Here is a 21,332-nt window from a genome sequence, read left to right as displayed (position 1 = left end):
CCCTGACCCCAGTAGGGTCGGCCTTGGAAGCGGCAGGGATGACAGGCTGTGCACATGATAATGCGAATCGGGAATTTGCGTACTGATCGGTAAAAAACTCGTATCGATTGGAAATCGGTGCGGGCGATGCTAGAGTTGGCCTCCCCACTTTATGCGCCACTCCATGTTCAAGAAACCCATCCTGCTGACTTTGATGAGCCTGCTGCTGCAGCCCTCCGTTCACGCCGCGCCCGTCAGCCAGCAGGCGCAGGACACGGCCCGCTACGCGCTGGCCACCTATCCGGAACCGCTGATCGCCAGCCTGGCGAAGATGATCAGCTACAACACGGTGGCCGACCCGGCTGTGCCCTTTGCCGACAATCCACAGCACACGGGCTTCAAGCGCTACCTGGCGGCCGAGGCGCAGCGCCTGGGATTCGATTTCCAGGATCACGGCCACGTGCTCATCATCGGCATGGGCAGCGGCAGCGAACGGGTGGGCGTGATCACGCATGGCGACGTGCAGCCTGTGAACCCCGCGAAATGGGCCCGTTCGCCGTTCGAGCTGGACCGCAGCAGCGAACCGGGCAAGCTGCTGGGACGGGGCACGGAAGACGACAAGGGGCCCATCGCCACGGCCCTGTATGCGATGAAAGCCATCCAGGACAAGCAGGTGCCGCTGAGCAAGCGCATCGAACTGTACGTGTACATGGCCGAGGAATCGGACTGGGAACCGTTGAAACAGTTCCTGAAAACCCATACGCCGCCGCAGGTCAACATCACCATCGATGCGGAATACCCGGTGGTGACGGCCGAGAAGGGCTACGGTTCCATCAAGCTGACCCTGCCGCCGCGCACGGCCTTGCCGGCCAAGGGCGGACCCGTGCTGGCGAAGCTGGCGGGCGGCTTTTTCGGCAGCCAGATCCCGGAAGACGCACAAGCCGTGATCGACCACGCGCCGGCCGCGCTGGAAGCGGCCATCCGCGCCCGCGCGCAGGGCCAGCAGGGCGTGCGCTACAGCTACGCGCGCACTGGCGATACCTTGACGGTAACGGCGCTGGGCGTGTCGGCCCACTCGTCGAAGCCGGAAGACGGCGTCAACGCCATCAGCATGCTGGCCGACGCGCTGGCCGTGCAGCCCTGGCAGGGCACGCAGGCGGCCGACATGCTGTCGTTCTTGAATGAACTGGTGGGCACCGGCATCTACGGCGAGCGCTTCGGCCAGATCGCTTACCGCGACGGCTTCATGGGGCCGATGACGGTAGCGCCCACCGTGCTCAAGCAAGATGGCGGCGCGCTGGAACTGAACATCAACCTGCGCCGTCCGCAAGGCAAGACTGCGGCCGTGCTGCAGCAGCAGGTGACGGCCGCCTTCGATGGCTGGAAGGCGCGGCGCCAGGTACCCGCTACCCTGCAGGTGCAGATCGGCGAACCGTGGCTGCAGACGGACGCGCCGCAGATTCCCACCCTGCTGTCCGTGTTCGGGCACTACACGGGCATCGCGCATCCGCAACCGGTCGCCATCGGCGGCGGCACCAATTCGCGCCTGTTCCCGAACGCCGTCAGCTTCGGTCCGGCCATGCCGCACACCGTGTACACGGGGCATTCCGAACACGAGTTCATCACGGAAAAACAGCTGCTGCTGAATCTGCAGATGTACACGGCTGTCCTGATCGAGCTGGCGAAATAGCGGCTTGCAAAAACAGAGGGAAGTCATAGACTGCAAGCCTGAGACGCATCCGGGCACTGAACTTTTGATGGGGGCGCCGGTCTTACGTTTCCATGTAGGAAGGGAGCAGCTATGCATGCACAACAGGAGACCCGGCTGGTGCCAGGCAGGGCAGGTGGCGTGGCGCCGCGCCGGCGCCCGCACGAGGGGCGGTCATGAACTGGCCGCTGGAACTGGAAGTGGCGCACAAGCTGGCGCAGATGCGGGGCTGGCTGGAAGACCAGCGTGCTGGCGCCGTGCGCCTGCGCGGCGGGGACTGGTTTGCGTGGGCCACGGCGGGCGCGTCGAACAGCCACTACCATACGGCCGAGTGCGGCTGCGCGGAAGTGCTGGTGACGCGCGACGCCGCCTATATCTTGACGGACGAAGCCGAAGCCATGCGCATGCGCGAGGAAGAAGTGCGCGGGCCATGGACGTGGCAAGTGTCGCCCTGGATGCAGCCGCAGCTGTATGAATTGCGCGAGCATTTCGTGCAGCATGCGGCCGGGGGCGCGCCGGTCCTGTCCGACCGGCCGGGCTTGCACGAACGCAGCCTGCCCGTAGCTTTGCGCGAAGAGCGTCTGGTGCTGCTGGAATCGGAACAGCTGCGCTACCGGCAGGTGGGGCAGCTGGCTGCCCGCGCGGCCGCGGATGCGTTGCGCCAGGCCCGCCCCGACTGGAGCGAGCTGGAACTGGCTGCCGCCTGCGCGCGGGCGTTGTGGCTGCGGGGCTTGCAGGCCGTGCACGTGCTGGTCAGCGGGGCGGAGCGTCAACAGCGGTATCGTCGCGCACCGCCAGCCCAGGTGGAGCTGGGCCCGCAAGCCGTGCTGGCCCTGTGCGCGCGGCGTTTCGGCCTGTGCGCTAGCCTCAGCCGTCAACGGCGCTTCGGCCCGGCGCAGCATCGCGCCGATGGCGTGGCGGTGGTCATGGACGATGCCGATGCGGCCATGCTGGCGCTGGAAGCGGTGGCGCTCGATGCTTGCGAAACGGGCCATGCGCTGAGCATGGTGTATCACGCGCTCGACAGCGCCTACGCGTATGCAGGCCAGCCCGACACGGTGCGCACCAGCCGGCAGGGCGGCATCCACGGCTACCTGGCGCCCGAAGTGGCGGCCGGCGCGCACACGGAAATCATCCTCAAGCGGGGCATGGCGCTGGCCTTCCACCCCAGCCTGCCCGGCAGTACGGTGGAAGACACGTTTTTGCTCGACGGCAGCCAATTGCACAACCTGACGCATGACCCGGCCTGGCCCTCGGCCCTGGTGCAGGGGCGCAGCCGGCCGCTGACCCTGGCCTTGGCTTGAAAATGATAACTGCGTGCCAACTGCGTATCAAGTGCGTGCCAAATGCGGCCAGGCGTGGAGGAAATCGGCCAGCGCCGGCCAGCGTTGATACCGATCAATAGCGCTGCATCACGCCTTTTTGCACGCTGACCTTGTCGCCGATCTGGAAGGCGGGCTGGGTGTTTTGCACAAAGGTGCGCGTCGTGCCGTCGTCCAGACGCAAGGTGACGCGGTACAGCATGTTGCCCGCCGCCCCCGAGGTGCTGCCGGCCGTGCCCGACGTGCCCGCCTGCATGTCGCCACTGCCCTGGTCCATGCTGCGCGGCACGGTTTCTATCGACTGCACCGTGGCCGAGCTGATGTTCATGGTGGACTGGTTCGCGTCATTGCGCATGTCGCTGCTCATGCTGCTCTGGGCGTTGCTGGTATCGGCGGCCGTGCTGCTGGCGGTGCTGGCCGTGCTGCTTTGCGGCGTCGTGCCGGCCGGCGCGGCATAGGTTTCGCCGCTATTGCTGCGCGCCAGACTGGTCTTGTCCGTGGAATGGCAGGCTGCCAGCAAGGCGCATGTCAGGCCGGTCAGCAGCAGGGTGGTTTTTGATCTCATCTTGGTCTCCTCATGGTCGCACACTCAGGATCGGCACCCGCGGTGATGCGGATGGCGGCGATTGCTGCATGTAAGAGCACGGCGGAACAGGGATGTTCGGCGGCCGTCATTGTCGATTGAGCTAGATCAAGTGTCTAATTGCCGTGCTTGGTATAAACGATGCTGGCAATTACCACTTCGTGCGGCTGCACGTTTCCTCACTGTTCAATCGGGAGAAAAAATGTCATCTGGCCCTACAGCAAAACTGATCGATGAATTGGTGCTGGCCATCGGCGGCACTGCGCACGATGTCCGTGCGCGCCATGTGCTGGCCCAGGCCTTGCATGGCCTGGTGCGGCTGGCGCGCTCGGAACAGTTGCTGGAGATGCAGCGCGATACGGCACGCGCCATGGGGGCCGGCAGCCGGCGCGAGACGCGCGCCCTGATGCGGCGCCTGGGCAAGCGGGGCCAGGGACAGTTGCGGCTGGCACTACAGGATAGCGAAGCGGACCGCGCCTGACGGGCGCGAGCCATCCCCCGTTCAGGCGTCGGGCAGCGGCGCGTCCTTGCCAAGGGCAGCGGCGACCATTTTCGGCCACAGGAAATACAGCGGCAGGCAGACTGCTGCCGCAGCCGTGACATCGACCACCCAGTCGCTGACGGCGCCATGGCGGTAGGGCAGGAAACTCTGGATGAATTCGTCCAGCGCGCCCATGGCCGCCACCATCAGCACCGACAGCAGTGCCCGGCGCGCCATGCCGCCGCCCGTGCCGCTGAACAGGATCAGGGCCAGCACGCCATAACCGAAGGAATGCAGCACGCCGCCCGACGCATACTGGCCCACGTCCGCGCGCACCCCGGGAATGTCGCCGATCAGGATCACCAGCACATATAGCACCAGCGCGGTGCGGTAGCGCAGGCGTTCGTAGCGGTCGGCAAAACACAGTTCGGGCAAGGGTACGGGCATGAGGCGTCAGGACAGGTGGAAAGGACGCCACAATATCATGGGCAGGGCGGGCCACCGTGTTTTTGCGCAAGAGCTTGCTGGACAGGCAAAAAAAGGCCCGCGGGGGCGCGGGCCAAAAACCCAAATGAAATGGGTCAAGAGTTGAGAGTTGCTCGGTACTTACCATGTCGCGCGCCTTGCGGGCGCCCGCCACGGTCATGAAAGGGGAGTGGTGTGCCATCGCGGCACACCTGTCTGTAGTCAGGCATATCGGTTGCCTGTACAGCAGATGAAGCAAGTATAGGGGGCGAACATGACGGCCTGATGACACGCCGCAACATTTTTTTGCGGCAGCGCAAATTGTCGGAAAGAGTGTGGAGCATGGCAAGAATAGCCATGTTTCAAGACTGATAGCGAAAAAAAAGCCCGCTGGTGAAAGCGGGCTTAAAACTATTTTCTTGGAGGAGAATAGTGGAGACAGGTGCATTATGCTGCGTTGCACGATATGTGTCTAATGATCTTTTCGGATAACTATTATTCTTTTTTGATATAACTTACCGCGCCTGCCTTCATTCCTTCACGGCCACCGTGTAATTGAGCGCCATGCGCCCGCCATCGACATAGATGGTCTGGCCCGTCATGTAGGTGGCGTCGTCGCTGGCCAGGAAGGCGGCGATGCCGGCCACTTCTTCCGGTTCGCCGCAGCGGCCCAGCGGCGTGCGCGACAAAATCGTGTGGCGCGCTTCCGGGCTCGACAGCACCGCCTGCTTGGCCAGTTCCGTCAGGATGGTGCCCGGCCCGATGCCGTTGACGCGCACGCCGTGCGAGGCCAGGTTCAGGGCCATGACCTTGGTCAGCTGGTTGATGGCGCCCTTCGATACCACGTACGGCACCTGGTTCGGAATGGCCAGTTCCGCATTCACGCTGGACATGTTGATGATGCAGCCGCTGTTGCGCTTGACCATTTCGCGCGCCACGGCCTGGCCGCACAGGAACATCGATTTCAGGTTGATGCGCATGACCCGGTCGAAATCGTCTTCGCAGACGTCGAGGAAGTCGGCCGCGTGCGTGACGCCCGCATTGTTGACGAGGATATCGATGTGGCCGAACTGCGCCAGGGTTTCCTTCAGCATGGCGTCCACGTCCGCCTTCTGGCTGACGTCGGCGCAAAAGAAGCGCGCCTGCGGGCCGAGGGCGGCGGCCGCCTGTGCGCCTTCTTCCTTGATGTCGACCAGCATCACTTGCGCCCCTTCGGCGATCAGGCGGGTGGCGCAAGCCAGGCCGATGCCTTGCGTGGCGCCCGTGACGATGGCGGTTTTATTGACTAATTTCATGTGTGCTCCTCGGCGGGGTATCGGGGCCGCGCTGCCAGGAACACCAGCCCGCGCGGCAATGGGCAGATTTTAATCCCTGGGCAGGAATCAGAGGAGGATGGGCTCGTTCGGCAACTGGTTGCCGCGCGTGCCGTTGGCGGGGAAGTGGCTTTGCAGCAGGGTATTGAGCTGCGCCAGCGCTTCCAGGGTGCTGTCGTGGTAATTGCCATCCTTGAACCCTTTGGTCATGGTGCGGCACACGGCTTGCCACTGTTCCGGCGTGACGCGGCGCCCCACGTTGCGGTCGGCCACGATATCGACCTGGTGCTCGGCCAGGTTGATGTAGATCAGCACGCCGACGTTGTCTTCCGTATCCCACACGCCATACTGGGCGAACAGTTCGCGCGCCCGCTCGCGGTTGCTCACGCCCTGGTACGCCATGCCCGGCGTCAGGGCCGCTTCGACGATCAGGCGCACTTCCGCCTGGTGCATCGCTTCACCGTCGGCAATCGTCGTCTCGATGGCTTTCAGGGTGCGTTCCGGAAAGGCGTGGCGCGCCGTCGCCGGCGTGCCACGCAAATGTTTCAAGGCCCGTCCGCAGCGTTGTCCGAATGTCAGTTGTTTCGTCATTACCAATCTCCCGAGGCGCCGCCGCCGTCAAAACCGCCGCCGCCGCCACCGAAACCACCGCCGCCACTGCTGCCACCGCCAAAACCGCCGCCGCCGCCGAAGCCGCCACCGCCGCGGTTGTTCAGCGCCTGGCTGAGGATGCTACCCAGCACGACGCCCGTGGCGCCGCTGGACCAGTTGCTGCCGCGCTGCAGGCGCGTCGGCCCGCCGCGCGAGCGGAACAGGGTCAGCACGACGAGGAAGCCGAAGAACAGCAGCGGCAGCCAGAAAGTCATGCCGCCCGCTTCCACGGTGGCTGGCGCCTTCTGCTGCGCCGCAGCGGGGAATTGCTCCTGGTTCAGCAGGGTGGCAATCGACCCCACGCCGGCCACCAGGCCGCCGTAGTAATCGTTTTGCTTGAAATGGGGGGCGATCACGTCTTGCAGGATGCGTTTCGATTGCGCATCCGTCAGCACGCCCTGCACGCCACGGCCCGCCTCGATGCGCAGGCGGCGCAGGGACGAGGGGTTGTCCTTCGCCACCATCAGCAGCACGCCGTCATCGACGCCTTTGCGGCCCAGCTTCCAGGCATCCGTCACGCGGATGCTGTATTGCTCGATGGCTTCCGGTTCCGTGCTCTTGACCAGCAGCACGGCGATCTGGCTGCCCGTCTTGGCTTCGTAATCGGCCAGCACGCCTTCCAGCGCCGCCTTTTGCTTGGCGTCCAGCATGCCGGCGTTGTCCGTCACGCGCGCGGCCAGCGGCGGCACGGGCTGCAAGCCCTGTGCGCCGGCTGGCGGCATCGTCCACAGCAGCAGCGCCGTCGCCAGCGCCGCGAGATAGGACCAGGCTTTCATCTTATTTGCCAAAGTTGACGGTCGGTGCGGTCGAGATGGCTTTTTCATTTTCCACCGTGAACGATGGCTTGACCTTGTAGCCGAAGACCATGGCCGTCAGGTTGTTCGGGAAGCTGCGCGCATGCACGTTGTAATCCTGCACGGCAACGATGTAACGCTGGCGTGCCACGGTGATGCGGTTTTCCGTGCCTTCCAGCTGCGACTGCAAGTCGCGGAAGCTGGTGTCGGCTTTCAAGTCCGGGTATTTCTCGGACACCACCATCAGGCGCGACAGGGCCGACGACAGCTGCCCCTGCACTTGCTGGAATTTCTCGAACGCGGCCGGGTCGTTCAGCACTTCGGGCGTGATCTGGAAACTGGTGGCGGCGGCGCGCGCCTTGGTCACCGCTTCCAGGGTTTCGCGCTCGTGCGTGGCATAGCCCTTGACGGTATTGACCAGGTTGGGGATCAGGTCGGCGCGGCGCTGGTACTGGTTGACCACTTCGCCCCAGGCGGCCTTGGTGGCTTCATCCTTGCTCTGGAAGTCGTTGTAGCCGCAGCCCGTCAGGATGCCGGCCAGGACGGTGACGCTCAGCGCCAGGCGCAGCCATTTGGTGAATTGATTGGTGATTTGCATGATGGGTTCCGTGCAGAGTAAGGGAGGTGAGGCAAATATACCTGAAACGGCCCGTAATGTCGGTTTAATAAGCGCCGGCCGCCGGCCCCGACCGCCTTGTGACGCCGTGGCAAGCCTGCGCCGCGTTACAATACGGGGTTTGCAACTGAATATAGAGAAGGTGTGCCGTGAATTTCATCAATAAATTATCCGCCGCGTGGACGGCCAATAATTCCCTGCTGTGCGTGGGCCTGGACCCCGACCTGGCGAAACTGCCGGCCGAACTGCGCGACCTGCCTGATGGAATCACCACCTTTTGCACGCGCATCATCGATGCCACGGCCGACCTGGCCTGCGCCTTCAAGCCGCAGATCGCGTATTTTGCCGCGCTGGGTGCGGAAAAGCAGCTGGAAGACATTTGCCGCTACGTGCGCGAGAACTATCCGCACATCCCGCTGATCCTCGACGCGAAACGGGGCGACATCGGCGCGACGGCCACGCAATACGCGCGCGAAGCGTTCGAGCGCTACGGCGCCGACGCCGTTACCGTGAATCCGTACATGGGAGAGGATTCGCTCGATCCCTACCTGGCGTGGAAAGACCGCGGCGTGATCATCCTGTGCCGCACGTCGAACCCGGGCGGCTCGGACCTGCAATTCCTCGACACGGACGGCGTGCCCCTGTACCAGCGCGTGGCGCGCCTGGTGGCCGAGAAGTGGAATAAAAACGGCCAGTGCGCGCTCGTCGTCGGCGCCACTTTCCCGGAAGAACTGGCGCAGGTGCGCGCCATCGTCGGCGACATGCCGCTGCTGGTGCCGGGCATCGGCGCCCAGGGCGGCGACATCGCCGCCACCGTCGGCGCGGGCCAGACGGCCAACGGCATGGGCATGATGATCAGCTCGTCGCGCGCCATCATCTACGCCACGCCCCAAGCGGGCGAAGATTTCGCCGACGCGGCGCGCCGCGTGGCCATTGAAACGCGCGATGCGATCAACGCGCACCGTTCGGTTTAAAAACGATATACAGTCAGCCTCACAGCGCCTAACAAAACCGTAGCGAGCGGAAGGGAGAGGTGGCCGAGAAGCGCAACCGTACTGGAGTACGGTGAGCATCGCAGGCCACCTATACCGACGCGCAGTAGGTTTGGTTAGGTGCGACTAATCGCGCTGCGGGGCAACGATCTCCGCGTAATCGTAGAGTTCTCCCAGAATTTCCTCGCCCCGCTCATCGACGGATTCCGACAGCACGTCGATTTCCGTAAACAGCATTTCGATGGTGCGGGCGCCGGCGTCGCCGTCGAACAGGCGGGCGGCGCGGTGCTGTTCCCAGCGCAGGCTTTCCGCTTCGCTCAGGGTTTGCGGGAAATTGCGGGCGCGGTAGCGGAACAGCAGTTCCTGCAGGCGTTCGTCGGCAAACGAAGGGCGGGCCGTGGCCAGCTTGGCCGGCGTGTCGCGGCGCAGCGATTCGAGCAGGCGGCGGTCATCGTTGCTGACGAAACCATTGTACAAATCCTCATCCACGTCCAGCGCGGCATTCGCGCCCGGGCGCTGGAACACTTCGGCCCAGACGGCATCCATGTTCGGCGCCGCGGCGGCGAATTGCGCGTTGACCTTCGCCGCGTCCAGATCGATGCCCCATTGCGCGGCCATGGCGGGCGACAAGGTCTTTAAATTGCCGACCAGCATGGGCGACTTGTTCAGGTGCACGCTTTTCACGGGCAGGCGCGTCATGCCTTCCGGCATGGCGTCCTTGCGCGTGAACAGGCGCGTGCGGATGGTGTCGGCGTCCAGCTGGAACAGCTCGCGCGGGTCGTAGGCGCAATCCCAGACGAGGATTTCATTTTTATTGCTCGGATGCGTGGCCAGCGGCCAGACGACGCCCAGGCAGCCCCGTTCGGCGGGGAACATGCCCGACACGTGCAGGAAAGGCTGGCGCTCGCTGGCGGCCAGGTGCATGCCCATTTCGCTGGCGACCCTGTCCTTCTTGTGCAGCGCCAGGCAGAATTCGAACAGTTTCGGCTGCTTTTCCTTGATCAGGCGTGCCAGGGCGATGGTGGCGCGCACGTCGGACAGTGCATCATGCGCCGCTTCGTGGGCCAGGCCATTGGCCTTGCTCAAGTGTTCCAGTTTAAAACTGGTCTGGCCATCGTCGCGCTTTGGCCATTCGATGCCTTCCGGGCGCAGCGCGTGCGTCATGCGCACCACGTCGAGGATGTCCCAGCGGCCGCAATGGTTCTTCCATTCGCGCGCATACGGGTCGATCAGGTTGCGCCAGAACAGGAAACGCGTGACTTCATCGTCGAAACGGATGGTGTTGTAGCCCACGCCGATGGTGCCCGGCTCCGAAAAGGCCGCTTCGATGGTGGCGGCGAACTGGTGTTCGGGCACGCCCAGCTGCAGACACTGCTGCGGCGTGATGCCCGTGATCAGGCACGATTGCGGGTCGGGCAGGAAATCATTGGCAGGCTGACAATACAGCATGATGGGTTCGCCGATCTCGTTGAGGTCGGCATCCGTGCGGATGGCGGCGAACTGGGCCGGGCGGTCGCGGCGCGGCTGGGCGCCAAAGGTTTCGTAGTCGTGCCAAAGAAAGGTCTGGTTAGTCATTGATGGTCGTTGCTTGATTGGTTATCCGGGCCGCCAAAAGCGGCCGCTGCTACAGTTTTCTGAAAACCTGCCGATACTACACGAGAGGATGGTCATCATCGCGTTTCCCGCATGGTGGCATACATTGCCCGTTCAAGGAGGTCTATCGTGTCAATTCCCATCGCCGCAAGCGGCAATTCCACCCCTTCCGTGACTTCCGTCAGTACGGGCGTTGCCGGCAAGGACGATAAAGTCCAGCAAAAGGACGGCGTCAACGCTGAAATGAGCGTGAATGACCGCACCAAGCTGCAATTGAACGCTTCCATCATGCAGGCGTCGCTGAACGTGTCGATCGGTTCCGAGAACGAGCCGCTGGCGCTGCTGTACAAGACGGCCATCACCAACATCAATGAAGCGCTGAAGGGCCAGTACGGCGAGGACGCGATCCAGAACGCGGCTTCGCAGGATAACAGCGCCGAAGCGACGGCGAACCGCATTGTATCGCTGTCGACAGGTTTTTTTGATGCCTTCAAGAAACAGAATCCCGGCCTGGACGACGATACGGCCTTGACCAAGTTCATGGACACCATCAGCGGCGGCATGGAAAAAGGCTTTAAGGAAGCGCGCGACATCCTGGGCGGCTTGAAAGTGCTGAATGGCGACATCGCCGGCAATATCGACAAGACGTACGAGCTGGTGCAAAAGGGCTATGCCGACTTCATCGCTGCGCACAGCAGCAAGAAGGATGATGCCGCCAAGCCGGATGCCAGCAAGCCGGCCGACAGCAAGGCTGCCTGAACTACAGCATGACCCTGTTGCGGCCCGATGCTTTGGCGCGATACAGCGCCGCGTCGGCCGCGGCGATCAGCGCATGGTCGTCCTGTTCGGCCGCCAGGCTGGCCACGCCGAAGGAACCCGTGATGTGCGGCAAGGCGCTGCGCATGTCAGCGAAGATGACGGCGAGCTGCATGCGCTCGCACAAGCGCTCGGCCACCCGCAAGGCCACGTGTTCGTTGGTGTCGGGCAAGATCACCATCATTTCCTCGCCACCGTAGCGCACGGCAAAATCCGTGGGCCGCAGGGCCGCGCCCAGCACTTGCGCGGCGATGCGCAGTGCCTGGTCGCCCGCCTGGTGGCCGTGCGTGTCGTTGAAGCGCTTGAAATGGTCGAGGTCTATCATCACCAGCGACAGGGGCGAGCCGCTGGCGTGGGCCGTGACGATCATGTTGGGCAGTAAATCCGTCAGCCAGGCGCGGTTGTACAAGCCCGTCAGGCTGTCGACCATCGACAGCTGGCGGTAGAATTCGCCCAGTTTCTGGCGCCGGCGCAGCAGGGCATTGGCGGCGCGGATGCGGAAGGACAGCAGCCGCAGCAGGTTGCGCGCCAGGCCGTTCGACTGCTCGATCAATTCCCATACGATGGCCGCGTCGATCACCAGCAAGTCGGTTTCTTCCAGGGCGGAAATGGCGGCCAGGTTGCTCGCTTCATCGAGCACCGATTGTTCGCCCACGCTTTCGCCGGGCAAGACCTTGCTGACGGTGCCATCGTCCATGCCCGTGTGGGTGTCGGCGGCCACGGCCAGCGAGCCGCGCAGGACGATGTACAGGCTGGCGCCTTGCGTGTCGGCAATGGCTTCGCCCGCTTCCAGGCGCATCACGGGGCAGGGCGCCAGCATGGCGGCCGTCTGGCTATCCGCCCCATCGCGAAATAGCTGTAAATCGCCGATGTTGCAGCCTGAAGCGCCGAAGTTGCCGATCTGTTCCACAATCACACTTTCAAAAAGCCGGCGCGCGAGCAGGGGGCCGGTAGCTTCATGATAGCGTAAAGCGGCCTTGGCTGTAACGCCAAAGGCTTGCTTGAGGTCACTTACTGTGAGAAATACGACAATTATTTCATTGCCGCGTCAATACGCAGGAATGCTTGCGGTTTTGTTATGGATGTTGCCGCGCGCGAAAGGCGGGCCGGATGTGCAAAGGCAGCCTTGAACGGCTGCCTTGGTCTCTGGAAATCCTGCAGGTGGGGATTACTCGGCGGTTTCTTCCGCTTCGGCCGTATCGATCACGGCATTCTTGCCGGTGGCGTGGCGCTTGCTGTCTTGCAGGCGGCCCAGGGCGCTATCGATGGCGCGTTTCAGTTTGTCGGTGGCGCCGGCAACGGATTGATGCACGGTGGCGTTCTGTTCGGTCACGGCGATCGGTTGATAGCCAGCAACGCGTGCTTCCATGACGCAGCGGATATCGTCGGCGCCGCCTTTCGGGCCATTCGTGTCGCTGATGTGGACTTCGATGCGGGTCAGGTTGTCGCGGAAGCGGTTCAGTGCGCTTTCAAGTACGGATTGCACATGTTCGTTCAGTCCAGCGGTGTTGGCGATGGTGCTGTCGGTATGAATATTGATTTGCATATGCTTACTCCTGTCAATTCAAAAAAAACCCATCTCAGGCGCCTTGCTTGGCAGTGGTCAAACCCGCTGCCAGGGCGCGTCGGCGCCTGGTTCTTGCCTCATGCACTTGATCCCTGTGCATGACTTATCTTACTCCTCTTTCCAGTATTTCAAGAGGGTGCGCACGATTAAGATGAGCTTAACCCTTCAGCCAGGTCAAGTTTCCACTACGAAATTATTTACCCTCAGCCATTGATGAGACCGGCCGCGATATTGATCGACAGCCCCAGCACGACCAGGTTGAAGAAAAAGCTCAGCACGGATTGTCCCAGCACGATTTGCCGCATCATGCGCGTCTGCACGGAAACGTCCGACGTTTGCACGGCGACGGCGATGGTGAAGGCGAAATACAGAAAATCCCAGTAATCGGGGCTTTGCTCGTCGTCGGGAAACTTCAGGGGGCGCAGCGCGGGATCGGCCTGGTAGTACAGGTGGGCATAGTGGAAGCAGAACAGGGTGCCGACGAGGAACCAGGAACCGACCAGGGTGAGGATCGTCAGGCCGTAATGCAGCGCGCGCTCGTCCGGCGCCATGTCTTTCATCGAGGACAGCTGCGAAACGATGGCTACCAGGCTCATCACGGATGCGACGGACAGGGCCGACAGGACGGTTGCCGCCCGCTCATCCTGGCGCGCCGCCATGGCTTTGACCTTGTGGTGGTTGGCGCGCATCATCATCCAGGCCATCGTCGCCAGGTAGAACCAGACGGCGACATTCCACGCCGTCAGCAGGCGCGTCATCTGTTGCCAGGATGCGGGCAGCAGCAGGCCGGCCGCCACGCCGATGGCCGTGGCCATGCTCAGGTGGGGGCGGCTGCGGATGAAGCCGTGGAATGGAAGCGTGATTTTCATGGTGCGGATTCGTCAGTGGGGATAGCGCATCTTAGACCTTATGCGCTCTCCGCGGTGGCCGTCCTGGCGGCCGCTTCCTTCTCGTGGTGGGGAAAGCGGTCCATGCGCGACAGCACGGGGAACAGCACGGCCCACACGCCCGTCACGGCCAGGGTGGCGGCGCCGCCGAAGAGCACGGCGCGCACGAGGCCGAACCAGCCGGCCGTCAAGCCCGATTCGAATTCGCCCAGCTCGTTCGAGGCGCCGATGAAGACGGCGTTCACGGCGCTGACCCGGCCGCGGATCTCGTCCGGCGTCTCGAACTGCACCAGCAGGTGGCGGATGTAGACGCTGACCATGTCGCCGGCGCCCATCAGGAACAGCGCCGCCAGGGCCAGCGGGAAATAGCTGGTGCTGCCCAGCACCAGGGTGCCCAGGCCGAAGACGGCCACGCCGCCGAACATCCACGCGCCCACGCGGCGCGTGATGGGAAACATGGCCAGCGCGATCGAGCACAGGGCGGCGCCCGCGCCCGGCGCCGTGCGCAGCAAGCCCAGGCCGCTGGGTCCGGCATGCAGCACGTCATGCGCCAGCGCCGGCAGCAGGGCCGTGGCGCCGCCGAACAGCACGGCAAACAGGTCGAGCGAAATGGCGCCCAGCACGATGGGCTTCGACCAGACGAAGCGCAAGCCTTCGAGCAGGGTATGCCAGCTGACGGGTTCGCGTTTCACCACTTGCGGCGCCGGGGTGGTGGCGCGCATCAGCAGGACGGACACGACCAGCAGCGCGGACGAGATCAGATACACGACCTTGGGGCCGAAGTAGTACAGCAAGCCGCCCAAAGTCGGCCCCAGGATGATGGCCACGTGGGAACTGGATGAACTGAGCGCGACGGCGCGGCTGAAGTGTTGCGTGGGCACCATGTTGACCAGCACGGCTTGCGTGGCCGGCATCATGAAGGCGCGCGCGCTGCCGAACAGCACCAGCACGGCAAACACGGGCCAGACGATGGAAATATTGCTTAACGTAAACGCCAGCAGGGCCAGCGCGCACGCCAGTTGCGCCGCCAGGCACCACGCGATGATGTTGCGGCGGTTGTAGCGGTCGGCCACGTGGCCGGCCGGCAAGATGAGCACGAGGAAGGGGGCGAATTGCGCCAGGCCGATCAAGCCCAGGTCGAACAGGCTGCCCGTGATCTGGTACACCTGCCAGCCGATGGCCACGCTTTGCATCTGCACGGCCACCGTGCCCAGCACGCGGGCGGAAAGATAACAGGCGAAGTTGCGGTGACGCAGGATACTGAAGCCGTTGCCGGCAGAGGCGAGAGACATGAAATTTCCAGGAAACAGCGGGGTGGAGCGGCAGCGGATGCCGCGCCAGCAGCACCCCGCTGTCTGGATGCTTACTTGGCCAGGTCAGCTTCCGTGGTGAAGGCGTCCGCGTAGAATTCGTCGGCCGGCAATTGACACAATTGCACGAAATCGCGGTTGGCCGACTCGACGACGATCGGTGCGCCGCAGGCATACACTTGATACGCGGACATGTCCGGCAAGTCGGCGATGACGGCCTGGTGCACGAAGCCCGTGCGGCCTTGCCACGCGTCTTCCGGCAGCGCGTCCGACACGACGGGCACATAGGTGAACTGCGGCAAGTCGGCGGCCCACTGGCGGCACAGGGCGTCCATGTACAGGTCGTGCGGACGGCGGCCGCCCCAGTACAGGGTGATCGGACGCGGCGACTGCTCGTTGATCATGTGCTCGACGATGGCTTTCAAGGGGGCGAAGCCCGTGCCCGAGGCCAGCAGCACGACGGGCTTGTCGGAATCTTCGCGCAGGAAGAAGGTGCCCATCGGGCCTTCGAAGCGCAGGATGTCGCGCTCCTTCATGCTGCCGAACACCTGGTCGGTGAACAGGCCGCCCGGCATGTGGCGGACGTGCAGGCTCACGGGGCCGCCTTCGACGGGCGCGCTGGCCATGCTGTAGCTGCGGCGTTTGTTGTCGCGCAGCATGATTTCGATATACTGTCCGGCGCGGTAGTGCAGGCGCTCGCTGGCTGGCAATTGCAGGGTCAGCACGACGACGTCGGGCGCGACTTTTTCGATGGTGGTCACGCGCGACGGCATTTTCTTGATCGGGTAGTCGCTGCTGCCCGCCACTTCGCGCGCCTGCACCACCAGGTCGCCCTGGGGCACGGCGCAGCACAGCAGCGAGTAGCCGGCCGCCGCTTCATCTTCCGTCAGGGAGCGGGCCTGGTATGGCTTATGCTGTACGCTGCCGGACACGATCTTGCCCTTGCAGGAGCTGCAGGCGCCGCTTTTGCAGCTGTACGGCAGGCCGACGCCGGCGCGTATCGCCGCCGACAGGACGGTTTCGTCCGCTTCGCAGCTGAATTGGTGGCCGCTGGGCTGAACAGTAATTTGAAAAGTCATACAATCCTTGAGATGAAAAATATGTTAATGCACTCTTTGCGCAAGCCGTCAGGCTTGCCGCGCTTGCTGATCCTGGGCTGCGGCGACGTCGGCATGCGGCTGCTGCCCCTGCTGCGCGCGCGCTTTCGCGTCTTTGCCGTCACCAGCCAGCCAGCGCGCTGCGCGCAGTTGCGGGCGGCCGGCGCCGTGCCCATCGTGGCCAACCTCGACGAGCGCGCCAGCCTGAAACGGCTGGCGGGACTGGCGACGATGGTCGTGCACCTGGCGCCGCCCATGTCGTCGGGCTTGCTGGACCGGCGCACGCGCAATCTGGTCGCCATTTTACCCGAGCATGCACGCATGGTGTATGTGAGTACCAGCGGCGTGTATGGCGATTGCGGCGGTGCCTGGGTCGATGAGACGCGGCCGACGGCGCCGGCGAATGCGCGCGCGAAGCGGCGCGTGGACGCCGAACAGGTCTTGCGCGGCTGGGGCGCGCGCCGCGGCGCCAGCGTGGCCATCCTGCGCGTGCCGGGCATCTATGCGCAAGACCGCCTGCCGCTGAAGCGCTTGCGCGAAGGCACGCCAGCCCTGGAAGCCAGCGACGATGTGTACACCAACCATATCCATGCCGATGACCTGGCGCGCGTCATCGAGCGGGCCCTGTGGCGGGGCAAGCCGGGACGCGTGTATCACGCCAGCGATGACAGCGAACTCAGGATGGCCGAGTATTTCGATGCCGTGGCCGATACGTTCGGCTTGCCGCGCCCGCCGCGCCTGCCGCGGTCCGAGCTGCGGCAAGTGGTCACGCCGATGTTGCTGTCGTTCATGTCCGAATCGCGCCGCCTGCACAATACCCGCCTCAAGCGCGAGCTGGGCGTGCGCCTGCGCTACGCGCGCGTGGCCGATGCCTTGCAGGCGATGGCAGCCGATGGCGCCGGCATCGGGTAAAATGGCCGGTTATCTGCGCACTTTGCTGGGCCGGCGCGCAGCGCGCCGTTCCCGCGCTGCGCCACTCACTTAAGGACTACAGCATGAGCACCCTCACTTACGAAGAATACCTGGACGAGGTCACCACCGTCCTGACGGAACTGTACGACCTCGACGACGAGGCCGCCATCAAGCTCGTCGTGGCCGCGCAGGACGCCGAATTTTTTGTCCCGCACGATGCGCATGAGGAAATGCGTACCGTCGAACAAGCCAAGAAAGATGCGGTCACCTTGTTCGAGCGCAAGCAGAATCGCCAGCAAACGCAGGAAAAGCAGCAGCAGCGCGTGCGCCAGCAAAAGAAATAAGAATATGGGCCTGGCCGCCGGGGCCATGGCGCAGTACGGGTCTCGGCGCAACACCGGGGCCGTGACCTTTGACGCAGCGCAAACGCGTCATGGCGCGCTGGCGATATGGTGAGCAATGTCGTCACGCGTCTGGGCTCTTGTGGCGGGCTCTGCATAGCGTGACGCTGTTTCCCGTCAGCAGGAGCGAGCCATGCGAGCTACGAGTCACCCCAGCAAGGAACAGGTACGCGCTTACATGCGCCGTCGCGAACGTGCGCTGCAGCCGCCGCCGCCGCCCGATGAAATCCGCCGGCAACTGGCCTGGTGCCGCGTGGATGCCGTTTCGGGCACGTGCCCGCTTGCCACCCCGGCCGGCGTGGCCGCGCAAGGCTGGCATCTATCTGCCGAAATGGCGCGCCTGAGCGCCCTCATGGCCATAGCTTGGCTCATGCATAGCGGTGTTGCTCATCGTAAAAATTGATGACTTGCAGCAAATTTTTCCAATTTGAGTTATCCTCTAGCACATTCCAAGTGCGTCAATTCTCTTCAATTATCACAATTTTGCGTTAAGTTACGCAAAAATCAACAATAGCGTGTATTATATTGTTTGCGGCGTAAAAGCCGCATAAGTGATGGCGCTTTTTAGTGTGTTTACCCTGAATTATTGCAGAAGAGACATTCGGTTTCTTTTTGCTCTAATACAACAAGTACGGATTTTCGATCATGTCTCTCAAACAAATTACCTCTTTGCCTACCTACAACCCGAATCGCGTCCTCGATGCGATCATCGACAAGCTGCAACTGAAAAACGATGCCGCCTTGTCGCGAGCCCTGGAAGTGGCGCCACCGGTCATCAGCAAGATTCGTCACAATACCTTGCCGATCGGCGCCACGATCCTCATCCGCATGCATGAAATCAGCGATTTCAGCATTCGTGAACTGCGCGAGTTGATGGCTGCCTAAGAGCGCCTGACAGACGGCAAACTGAGAGGTGCCGTCTGGGTACGTCAGGCTTGCCGCGTGCGGCAGCCACATCTGTTTTCCGCTTTTCTATTGCGGGTCGCGGTTCAGCACCGGACGATCGACATAGAAGCGCCCCATTTCCAGGCCAGTCGAGGACGACTTGACCACCGCTGCGGCCAGTGAGGCAGGGGCGCTGGAAAATGCGGTGTTGGCAGCCCCGGTCGCGCGGCCCGAATACGCCGTCGCCTGCACTGCCGCACTGGAAAACGCCGTTTGCACGGCCCGGCCCGAGTAAGCCGTCGCTTGCACTGCCGCACTGGAAAACGCCGTTTGCACGGCGCGGCCCGAGTAAGCCGTCGCTTGCACCGCCGCACTGGAAAATGCCGTTTGCACGGCGCGGCCCGAGTAAGCCGTCTCCTGCACCGCACGTCCCGAATACGCTGTTTCAGCGCGGATATAATCTTCCCCGAACGTTTGTTCATACAACTGTTTCATGCGCTCGCCCACGCGATGGTGCGCCGCTTCGTCGTCTTCGCCGCGCAAGCCGATGTAGGGGAAGTGATGGAGGAAGTAGCCGAACACCTGTTCGCAGTCGGCCGCATATTTCAGGGTATCGAGGATGTGGTAGTGCCAGAAGGTATCGACATCCATCAAGGGCGCCGTCTCTTCTTGCGGAAACTGTTTCATCAGGATCAGGAAGCGGCGGTATTCGAATTCCACCGCGTTGGCCTTCTCCAGACTCCATCCTTCGCCTGACTCCCGGTGCATCAATTTGACCTTGATCGCGTCCAAATTCAAATCGGCAATAGCCTTGAAACTGTCGTTCGTATCCATGAATGTCCTTTGGTAAAGAGCGTTGTGGGAAATACGGTGAAACAAGGGAAAGCGGCGGGTGTGTACTCCTGGCAAGTAGTCGAGGAATGCCTTGCCCATGGCGGGCAGGCGCTAAGTTGTTCTACATCAATATTGCATCTTATTACGAAATATGCAAGCTGAGCTTGATTCATGCGGGGCGCGTGCCGGTCAGCCGCTGGCCCGGCTTTCTTCCTCGTAGGGAAACGCGGTGGCGTCCGCGCCCAGCGGCACGCTGACGTGCACGCTCATGCCGGCGCCGGGGCTGCTTTCGATGTAAAAAGTGCCACCTAGCAACTTGATGCGTTCCTCTATCCCCACCAGGCCAAACGAACCGAGCTTGTTGCGCCCGTCGATGGCCGCGCCCACGCCGTTGTCGCTGACGCTCATCGACACCGTATCGCGGCACTTTTCCAGCTTGACTTGCACGCGGCTGGCATTCGCATGCTGGGAAATATTGCTGAGCGACTCTTGCAGGATGCGGAACAGGGCCGTCGCGCATTGGTCGCTGAGGCAAATGTCGTCATGGCTTTCGCTCACTTCGCAGGCGATGCCCGTGCGCTGGCGAAATTGCGCCACCTGCCATTCGACGGCCGCATTCACACCCAGGTCCAGCACGGTAGGGCGCAAGTCGTTGATGATCTGCCGCACGCTCTTGATGGTGGCGTCGATCTGCTCCAGGGTCGAACGGGCGCGGGCATTCAGGCGCGGGTGGCGGCGCTGCGTGCGCGAGGCCAGCATGTCGGCGTCGATGCGCAGGACGAGCAGATTCTGTCCCAGGTCGTCGTGAATTTCGCGCGCGATGCGCTTGCGCTCTTCTTCCTTGATCTGGTCGGCATGCGCGGCCAGGCGGCGCAGTTTCTGGTGCGACAGCTGCAATCGGATCTGGCTGGCGCGCAATTCCTCCGTCATGCCCGTCGCCATCTGGATGGCGCGCCGGCGCGACGACGCCAGGGTATGGAACAGTACATACAGCAGCATGGTGCTGGCAAAGCCGATCAGCAGGGCCAGCCACGGCAGGAAGGCGTCGAAGCGCGAATACAGGTCGCTCTTGCGCACGCTGAACAGCGCTTGCCAGGCGCGGCCATTGTGCTCGATCAGCAGCGTGCTGCTCAGGTAGCGGCCCGAACTGCCGGGCTGCCACCATGGCGCATGCATGCCCGCCGCCGTGCTGTCGAAGATGGGGCGCATGTCGTGCGGCAACTGCAGCGGCACGTCCCGCTGTTGCAGCGCCTGCGGGCCGATATCGAACAGGGTCAGGCGGACGTTGCGTACCGGCATGTCGGCCAGCGCGCTGCGCATCATCGTCACCAGGTCGTAGCCGATGCCGACGGAACCCTGGTAAGCGGCGCGCCTCTGCTCCACCGTCTCGACGGGCATGCCGAAACGGTACACGGGCAGGCGCATGGCCATGCCCGTCAACTGGGGACGGCCGTCCATCGGCACGGGCACGCCGGAATTGCTGATGTGGCCGGAATCGCGCGACTGCGCCAGCGCTTCGGCGATCTGCGGGCGCGAGGCGATGTCGTAGCCATACTTTTCCGGGGCGCTGGCGATCGGCTCGATGTATACGAGCACGGAATACTGGGCGCGCGGGCCGGGCGGATGGATGGCAAACGCCGGATAGCCGTCGCGCCCGGGCGGATAGTCGCGCCGCATGACCGTTTCATGAGCGGGGCGCTGCGTCTCGTCGAGTTCCTGGCTGTAATTGAGATTCATCACGCCCGGATAGTTCTGTTGCAGGGCGATGTTAGCCACGTAGCGGTGGAATTGCTCGCGGCTCACGTGTTCGTTGGCCTGGAACAGGCTGGCCGTGCCGCGCAGCAGGTTGGCATACGACTTGGTGCGCGATTCGATGTTTTTCTGGGTGTTGCGCGCCAGATTGTTGAATTGTTCGCTGGCATCGCTTTCGATCGACAGCGAAGCGGCCATGTAGAACAGCAGGCCCACCATTGTCGACACGACAAAGCCGAACAGCCACAGCGGTCTTTTTTCAGCAGCTAAGGGGTGTTCGCCGGCAGTAGAAGACATCGCCATCCGCATCAGGAAGAGGAATCGGGTGCCGCCTGTGTGGTGGTGGCTGTACTCAGTTGCACAAGGACTATTGA

General features: G+C 63.2%; 23 protein-coding genes. 9 read left to right on the top strand and 14 right to left on the bottom strand.

What is annotated here, in order from left to right; all coding sequences use genetic code 11:
• Positions 1–163 precede the first annotated feature (163 nt).
• Together O3298_RS25545 and O3298_RS25540 are read left to right on the top strand one after the other, a co-directional pair.
• Entirely contained in the window at positions 164–1,669 is a 1,506-nt protein-coding gene (locus tag O3298_RS25545) for a dipeptidase (RefSeq protein WP_289913371.1), read from the top strand.
• A 194-nt stretch (positions 1,670–1,863) separates the two neighbouring features.
• Positions 1,864–2,991: a peptidase M24 gene (locus O3298_RS25540; protein ID WP_305060848.1), complete on the top strand. Its 1,128-nt coding sequence runs from the start codon at positions 1,864–1,866 to the stop codon at positions 2,989–2,991.
• 94 nt (positions 2,992–3,085) lie between these two features.
• Here the strand turns inward: O3298_RS25540 and O3298_RS25535 are convergent, their stop codons facing one another.
• On the bottom strand, positions 3,086–3,574 hold the full coding sequence (locus tag O3298_RS25535) for a hypothetical protein (protein WP_305060847.1): 489 nt from the start codon (positions 3,572–3,574) through the stop codon (positions 3,086–3,088).
• A 220-nt stretch (positions 3,575–3,794) separates the two neighbouring features.
• On the opposite strand from O3298_RS25535, the gene O3298_RS25530 reads away from it, so the two are divergent.
• Entirely contained in the window at positions 3,795–4,073 is a 279-nt protein-coding gene (locus O3298_RS25530) for a hypothetical protein (protein ID WP_143451371.1), read from the top strand.
• A gap of 21 nt (positions 4,074–4,094) precedes the next feature.
• Here O3298_RS25530 and O3298_RS25525 read toward each other — a convergent pair whose 3' ends face one another.
• From O3298_RS25525 to O3298_RS25505, 5 genes are all read right to left on the bottom strand, one after another.
• Positions 4,095–4,520, bottom strand: a complete 426-nt coding sequence (locus O3298_RS25525) for a VanZ family protein (protein WP_305060846.1) — start codon at positions 4,518–4,520, stop codon at positions 4,095–4,097.
• Between the two features lie 548 nt (positions 4,521–5,068).
• On the bottom strand, positions 5,069–5,833 hold the full coding sequence (locus O3298_RS25520; protein WP_099665232.1) for an SDR family NAD(P)-dependent oxidoreductase: 765 nt from the start codon (positions 5,831–5,833) through the stop codon (positions 5,069–5,071).
• 87 nt (positions 5,834–5,920) lie between these two features.
• Entirely contained in the window at positions 5,921–6,442 is a 522-nt protein-coding gene (locus tag O3298_RS25515; protein ID WP_099665231.1) for a TPM domain-containing protein, read from the bottom strand.
• A complete protein-coding gene (locus O3298_RS25510; protein WP_289899917.1) occupies positions 6,442–7,278 on the bottom strand; it encodes a YgcG family protein in 837 nt (278 codons plus the stop codon). Before O3298_RS25510 ends, O3298_RS25515 begins: the two co-directional genes overlap by 1 nt.
• 1 nt (position 7,279) lies before the next feature.
• Positions 7,280–7,894, bottom strand: a complete 615-nt coding sequence (locus O3298_RS25505) for a LemA family protein (RefSeq protein ID WP_034759964.1) — start codon at positions 7,892–7,894, stop codon at positions 7,280–7,282.
• 167 nt (positions 7,895–8,061) lie between these two features.
• Between O3298_RS25505 and pyrF the strand changes: the two genes are divergently transcribed.
• Positions 8,062–8,886, top strand: a complete 825-nt coding sequence (gene pyrF / locus O3298_RS25500; protein ID WP_305060845.1) for an orotidine-5'-phosphate decarboxylase — start codon at positions 8,062–8,064, stop codon at positions 8,884–8,886.
• Positions 8,887–9,030: 144 nt separating this feature from the next.
• On the opposite strand, the gene sbcB is transcribed toward pyrF, so the two are convergent.
• The gene (gene sbcB / locus O3298_RS25495) at positions 9,031–10,479 is read right to left on the bottom strand and encodes an exodeoxyribonuclease I (protein ID WP_305060844.1); all 1,449 of its coding nucleotides are present in this window, start codon (positions 10,477–10,479) and stop codon (positions 9,031–9,033) included.
• Between the two features lie 147 nt (positions 10,480–10,626).
• Between sbcB and O3298_RS25490 the strand changes: the two genes are divergently transcribed.
• Positions 10,627–11,256: a DUF5610 domain-containing protein gene (locus O3298_RS25490; RefSeq protein WP_289913377.1), complete on the top strand. Its 630-nt coding sequence runs from the start codon at positions 10,627–10,629 to the stop codon at positions 11,254–11,256.
• A 1-nt stretch (position 11,257) separates the two neighbouring features.
• Here O3298_RS25490 and O3298_RS25485 read toward each other — a convergent pair whose 3' ends face one another.
• The 5 genes from O3298_RS25485 to O3298_RS25465 all read right to left on the bottom strand — a co-directional run bounded on the left by O3298_RS25485 (position 11,258) and on the right by O3298_RS25465 (position 16,156).
• Complete coding sequence (locus O3298_RS25485) at positions 11,258–12,223, bottom strand: GGDEF domain-containing protein (RefSeq protein WP_099389628.1); 966 nt, start codon at positions 12,221–12,223, stop codon at positions 11,258–11,260.
• 258 nt (positions 12,224–12,481) lie between these two features.
• Entirely contained in the window at positions 12,482–12,859 is a 378-nt protein-coding gene (locus O3298_RS25480; RefSeq protein ID WP_034781728.1) for an HPF/RaiA family ribosome-associated protein, read from the bottom strand.
• A 224-nt stretch (positions 12,860–13,083) separates the two neighbouring features.
• Complete coding sequence (locus O3298_RS25475) at positions 13,084–13,749, bottom strand: DUF1345 domain-containing protein (protein ID WP_099665226.1); 666 nt, start codon at positions 13,747–13,749, stop codon at positions 13,084–13,086.
• A 38-nt stretch (positions 13,750–13,787) separates the two neighbouring features.
• Positions 13,788–15,059, bottom strand: a complete 1,272-nt coding sequence (locus O3298_RS25470) for an MFS transporter (protein ID WP_305060843.1) — start codon at positions 15,057–15,059, stop codon at positions 13,788–13,790.
• Between the two features lie 71 nt (positions 15,060–15,130).
• Positions 15,131–16,156: a CDP-6-deoxy-delta-3,4-glucoseen reductase gene (locus O3298_RS25465; RefSeq protein ID WP_251349880.1), complete on the bottom strand. Its 1,026-nt coding sequence runs from the start codon at positions 16,154–16,156 to the stop codon at positions 15,131–15,133.
• A gap of 12 nt (positions 16,157–16,168) precedes the next feature.
• Between O3298_RS25465 and O3298_RS25460 the strand changes: the two genes are divergently transcribed.
• From O3298_RS25460 to O3298_RS25445, 4 genes are all read left to right on the top strand, one after another.
• Positions 16,169–17,086, top strand: a complete 918-nt coding sequence (locus O3298_RS25460; protein WP_305060842.1) for an SDR family oxidoreductase — start codon at positions 16,169–16,171, stop codon at positions 17,084–17,086.
• 83 nt (positions 17,087–17,169) lie between these two features.
• Positions 17,170–17,430, top strand: a complete 261-nt coding sequence (locus O3298_RS25455) for a hypothetical protein (protein WP_034759943.1) — start codon at positions 17,170–17,172, stop codon at positions 17,428–17,430.
• 235 nt (positions 17,431–17,665) lie between these two features.
• On the top strand, positions 17,666–17,890 hold the full coding sequence (locus O3298_RS25450) for a hypothetical protein (RefSeq protein ID WP_251349881.1): 225 nt from the start codon (positions 17,666–17,668) through the stop codon (positions 17,888–17,890).
• A 242-nt stretch (positions 17,891–18,132) separates the two neighbouring features.
• Positions 18,133–18,372 carry a hypothetical protein gene (locus tag O3298_RS25445; protein WP_029496207.1) on the top strand — a complete coding sequence of 80 codons (240 nt, stop codon included), beginning with the start codon at positions 18,133–18,135 and terminating at the stop codon, positions 18,370–18,372.
• Between the two features lie 87 nt (positions 18,373–18,459).
• Here O3298_RS25445 and O3298_RS25440 read toward each other — a convergent pair whose 3' ends face one another.
• Together O3298_RS25440 and O3298_RS25435 are read right to left on the bottom strand one after the other, a co-directional pair.
• Positions 18,460–19,206, bottom strand: a complete 747-nt coding sequence (locus O3298_RS25440) for a hypothetical protein (RefSeq protein WP_289913381.1) — start codon at positions 19,204–19,206, stop codon at positions 18,460–18,462.
• A gap of 189 nt (positions 19,207–19,395) precedes the next feature.
• On the bottom strand, positions 19,396–21,255 hold the full coding sequence (locus O3298_RS25435) for a CHASE domain-containing protein (RefSeq protein ID WP_305060841.1): 1,860 nt from the start codon (positions 21,253–21,255) through the stop codon (positions 19,396–19,398).
• Positions 21,256–21,332 lie beyond the last annotated feature (77 nt).

It is taken from the genome of Janthinobacterium sp. SUN137, from assembly GCF_030587265.1.
Lineage (GTDB): Bacteria > Pseudomonadota > Gammaproteobacteria > Burkholderiales > Burkholderiaceae_D > Janthinobacterium > Janthinobacterium kumbetense.
Note: the sequence above shows the minus strand (reverse complement) of the source record. Positions and strands in the feature narration are given on the sequence as shown.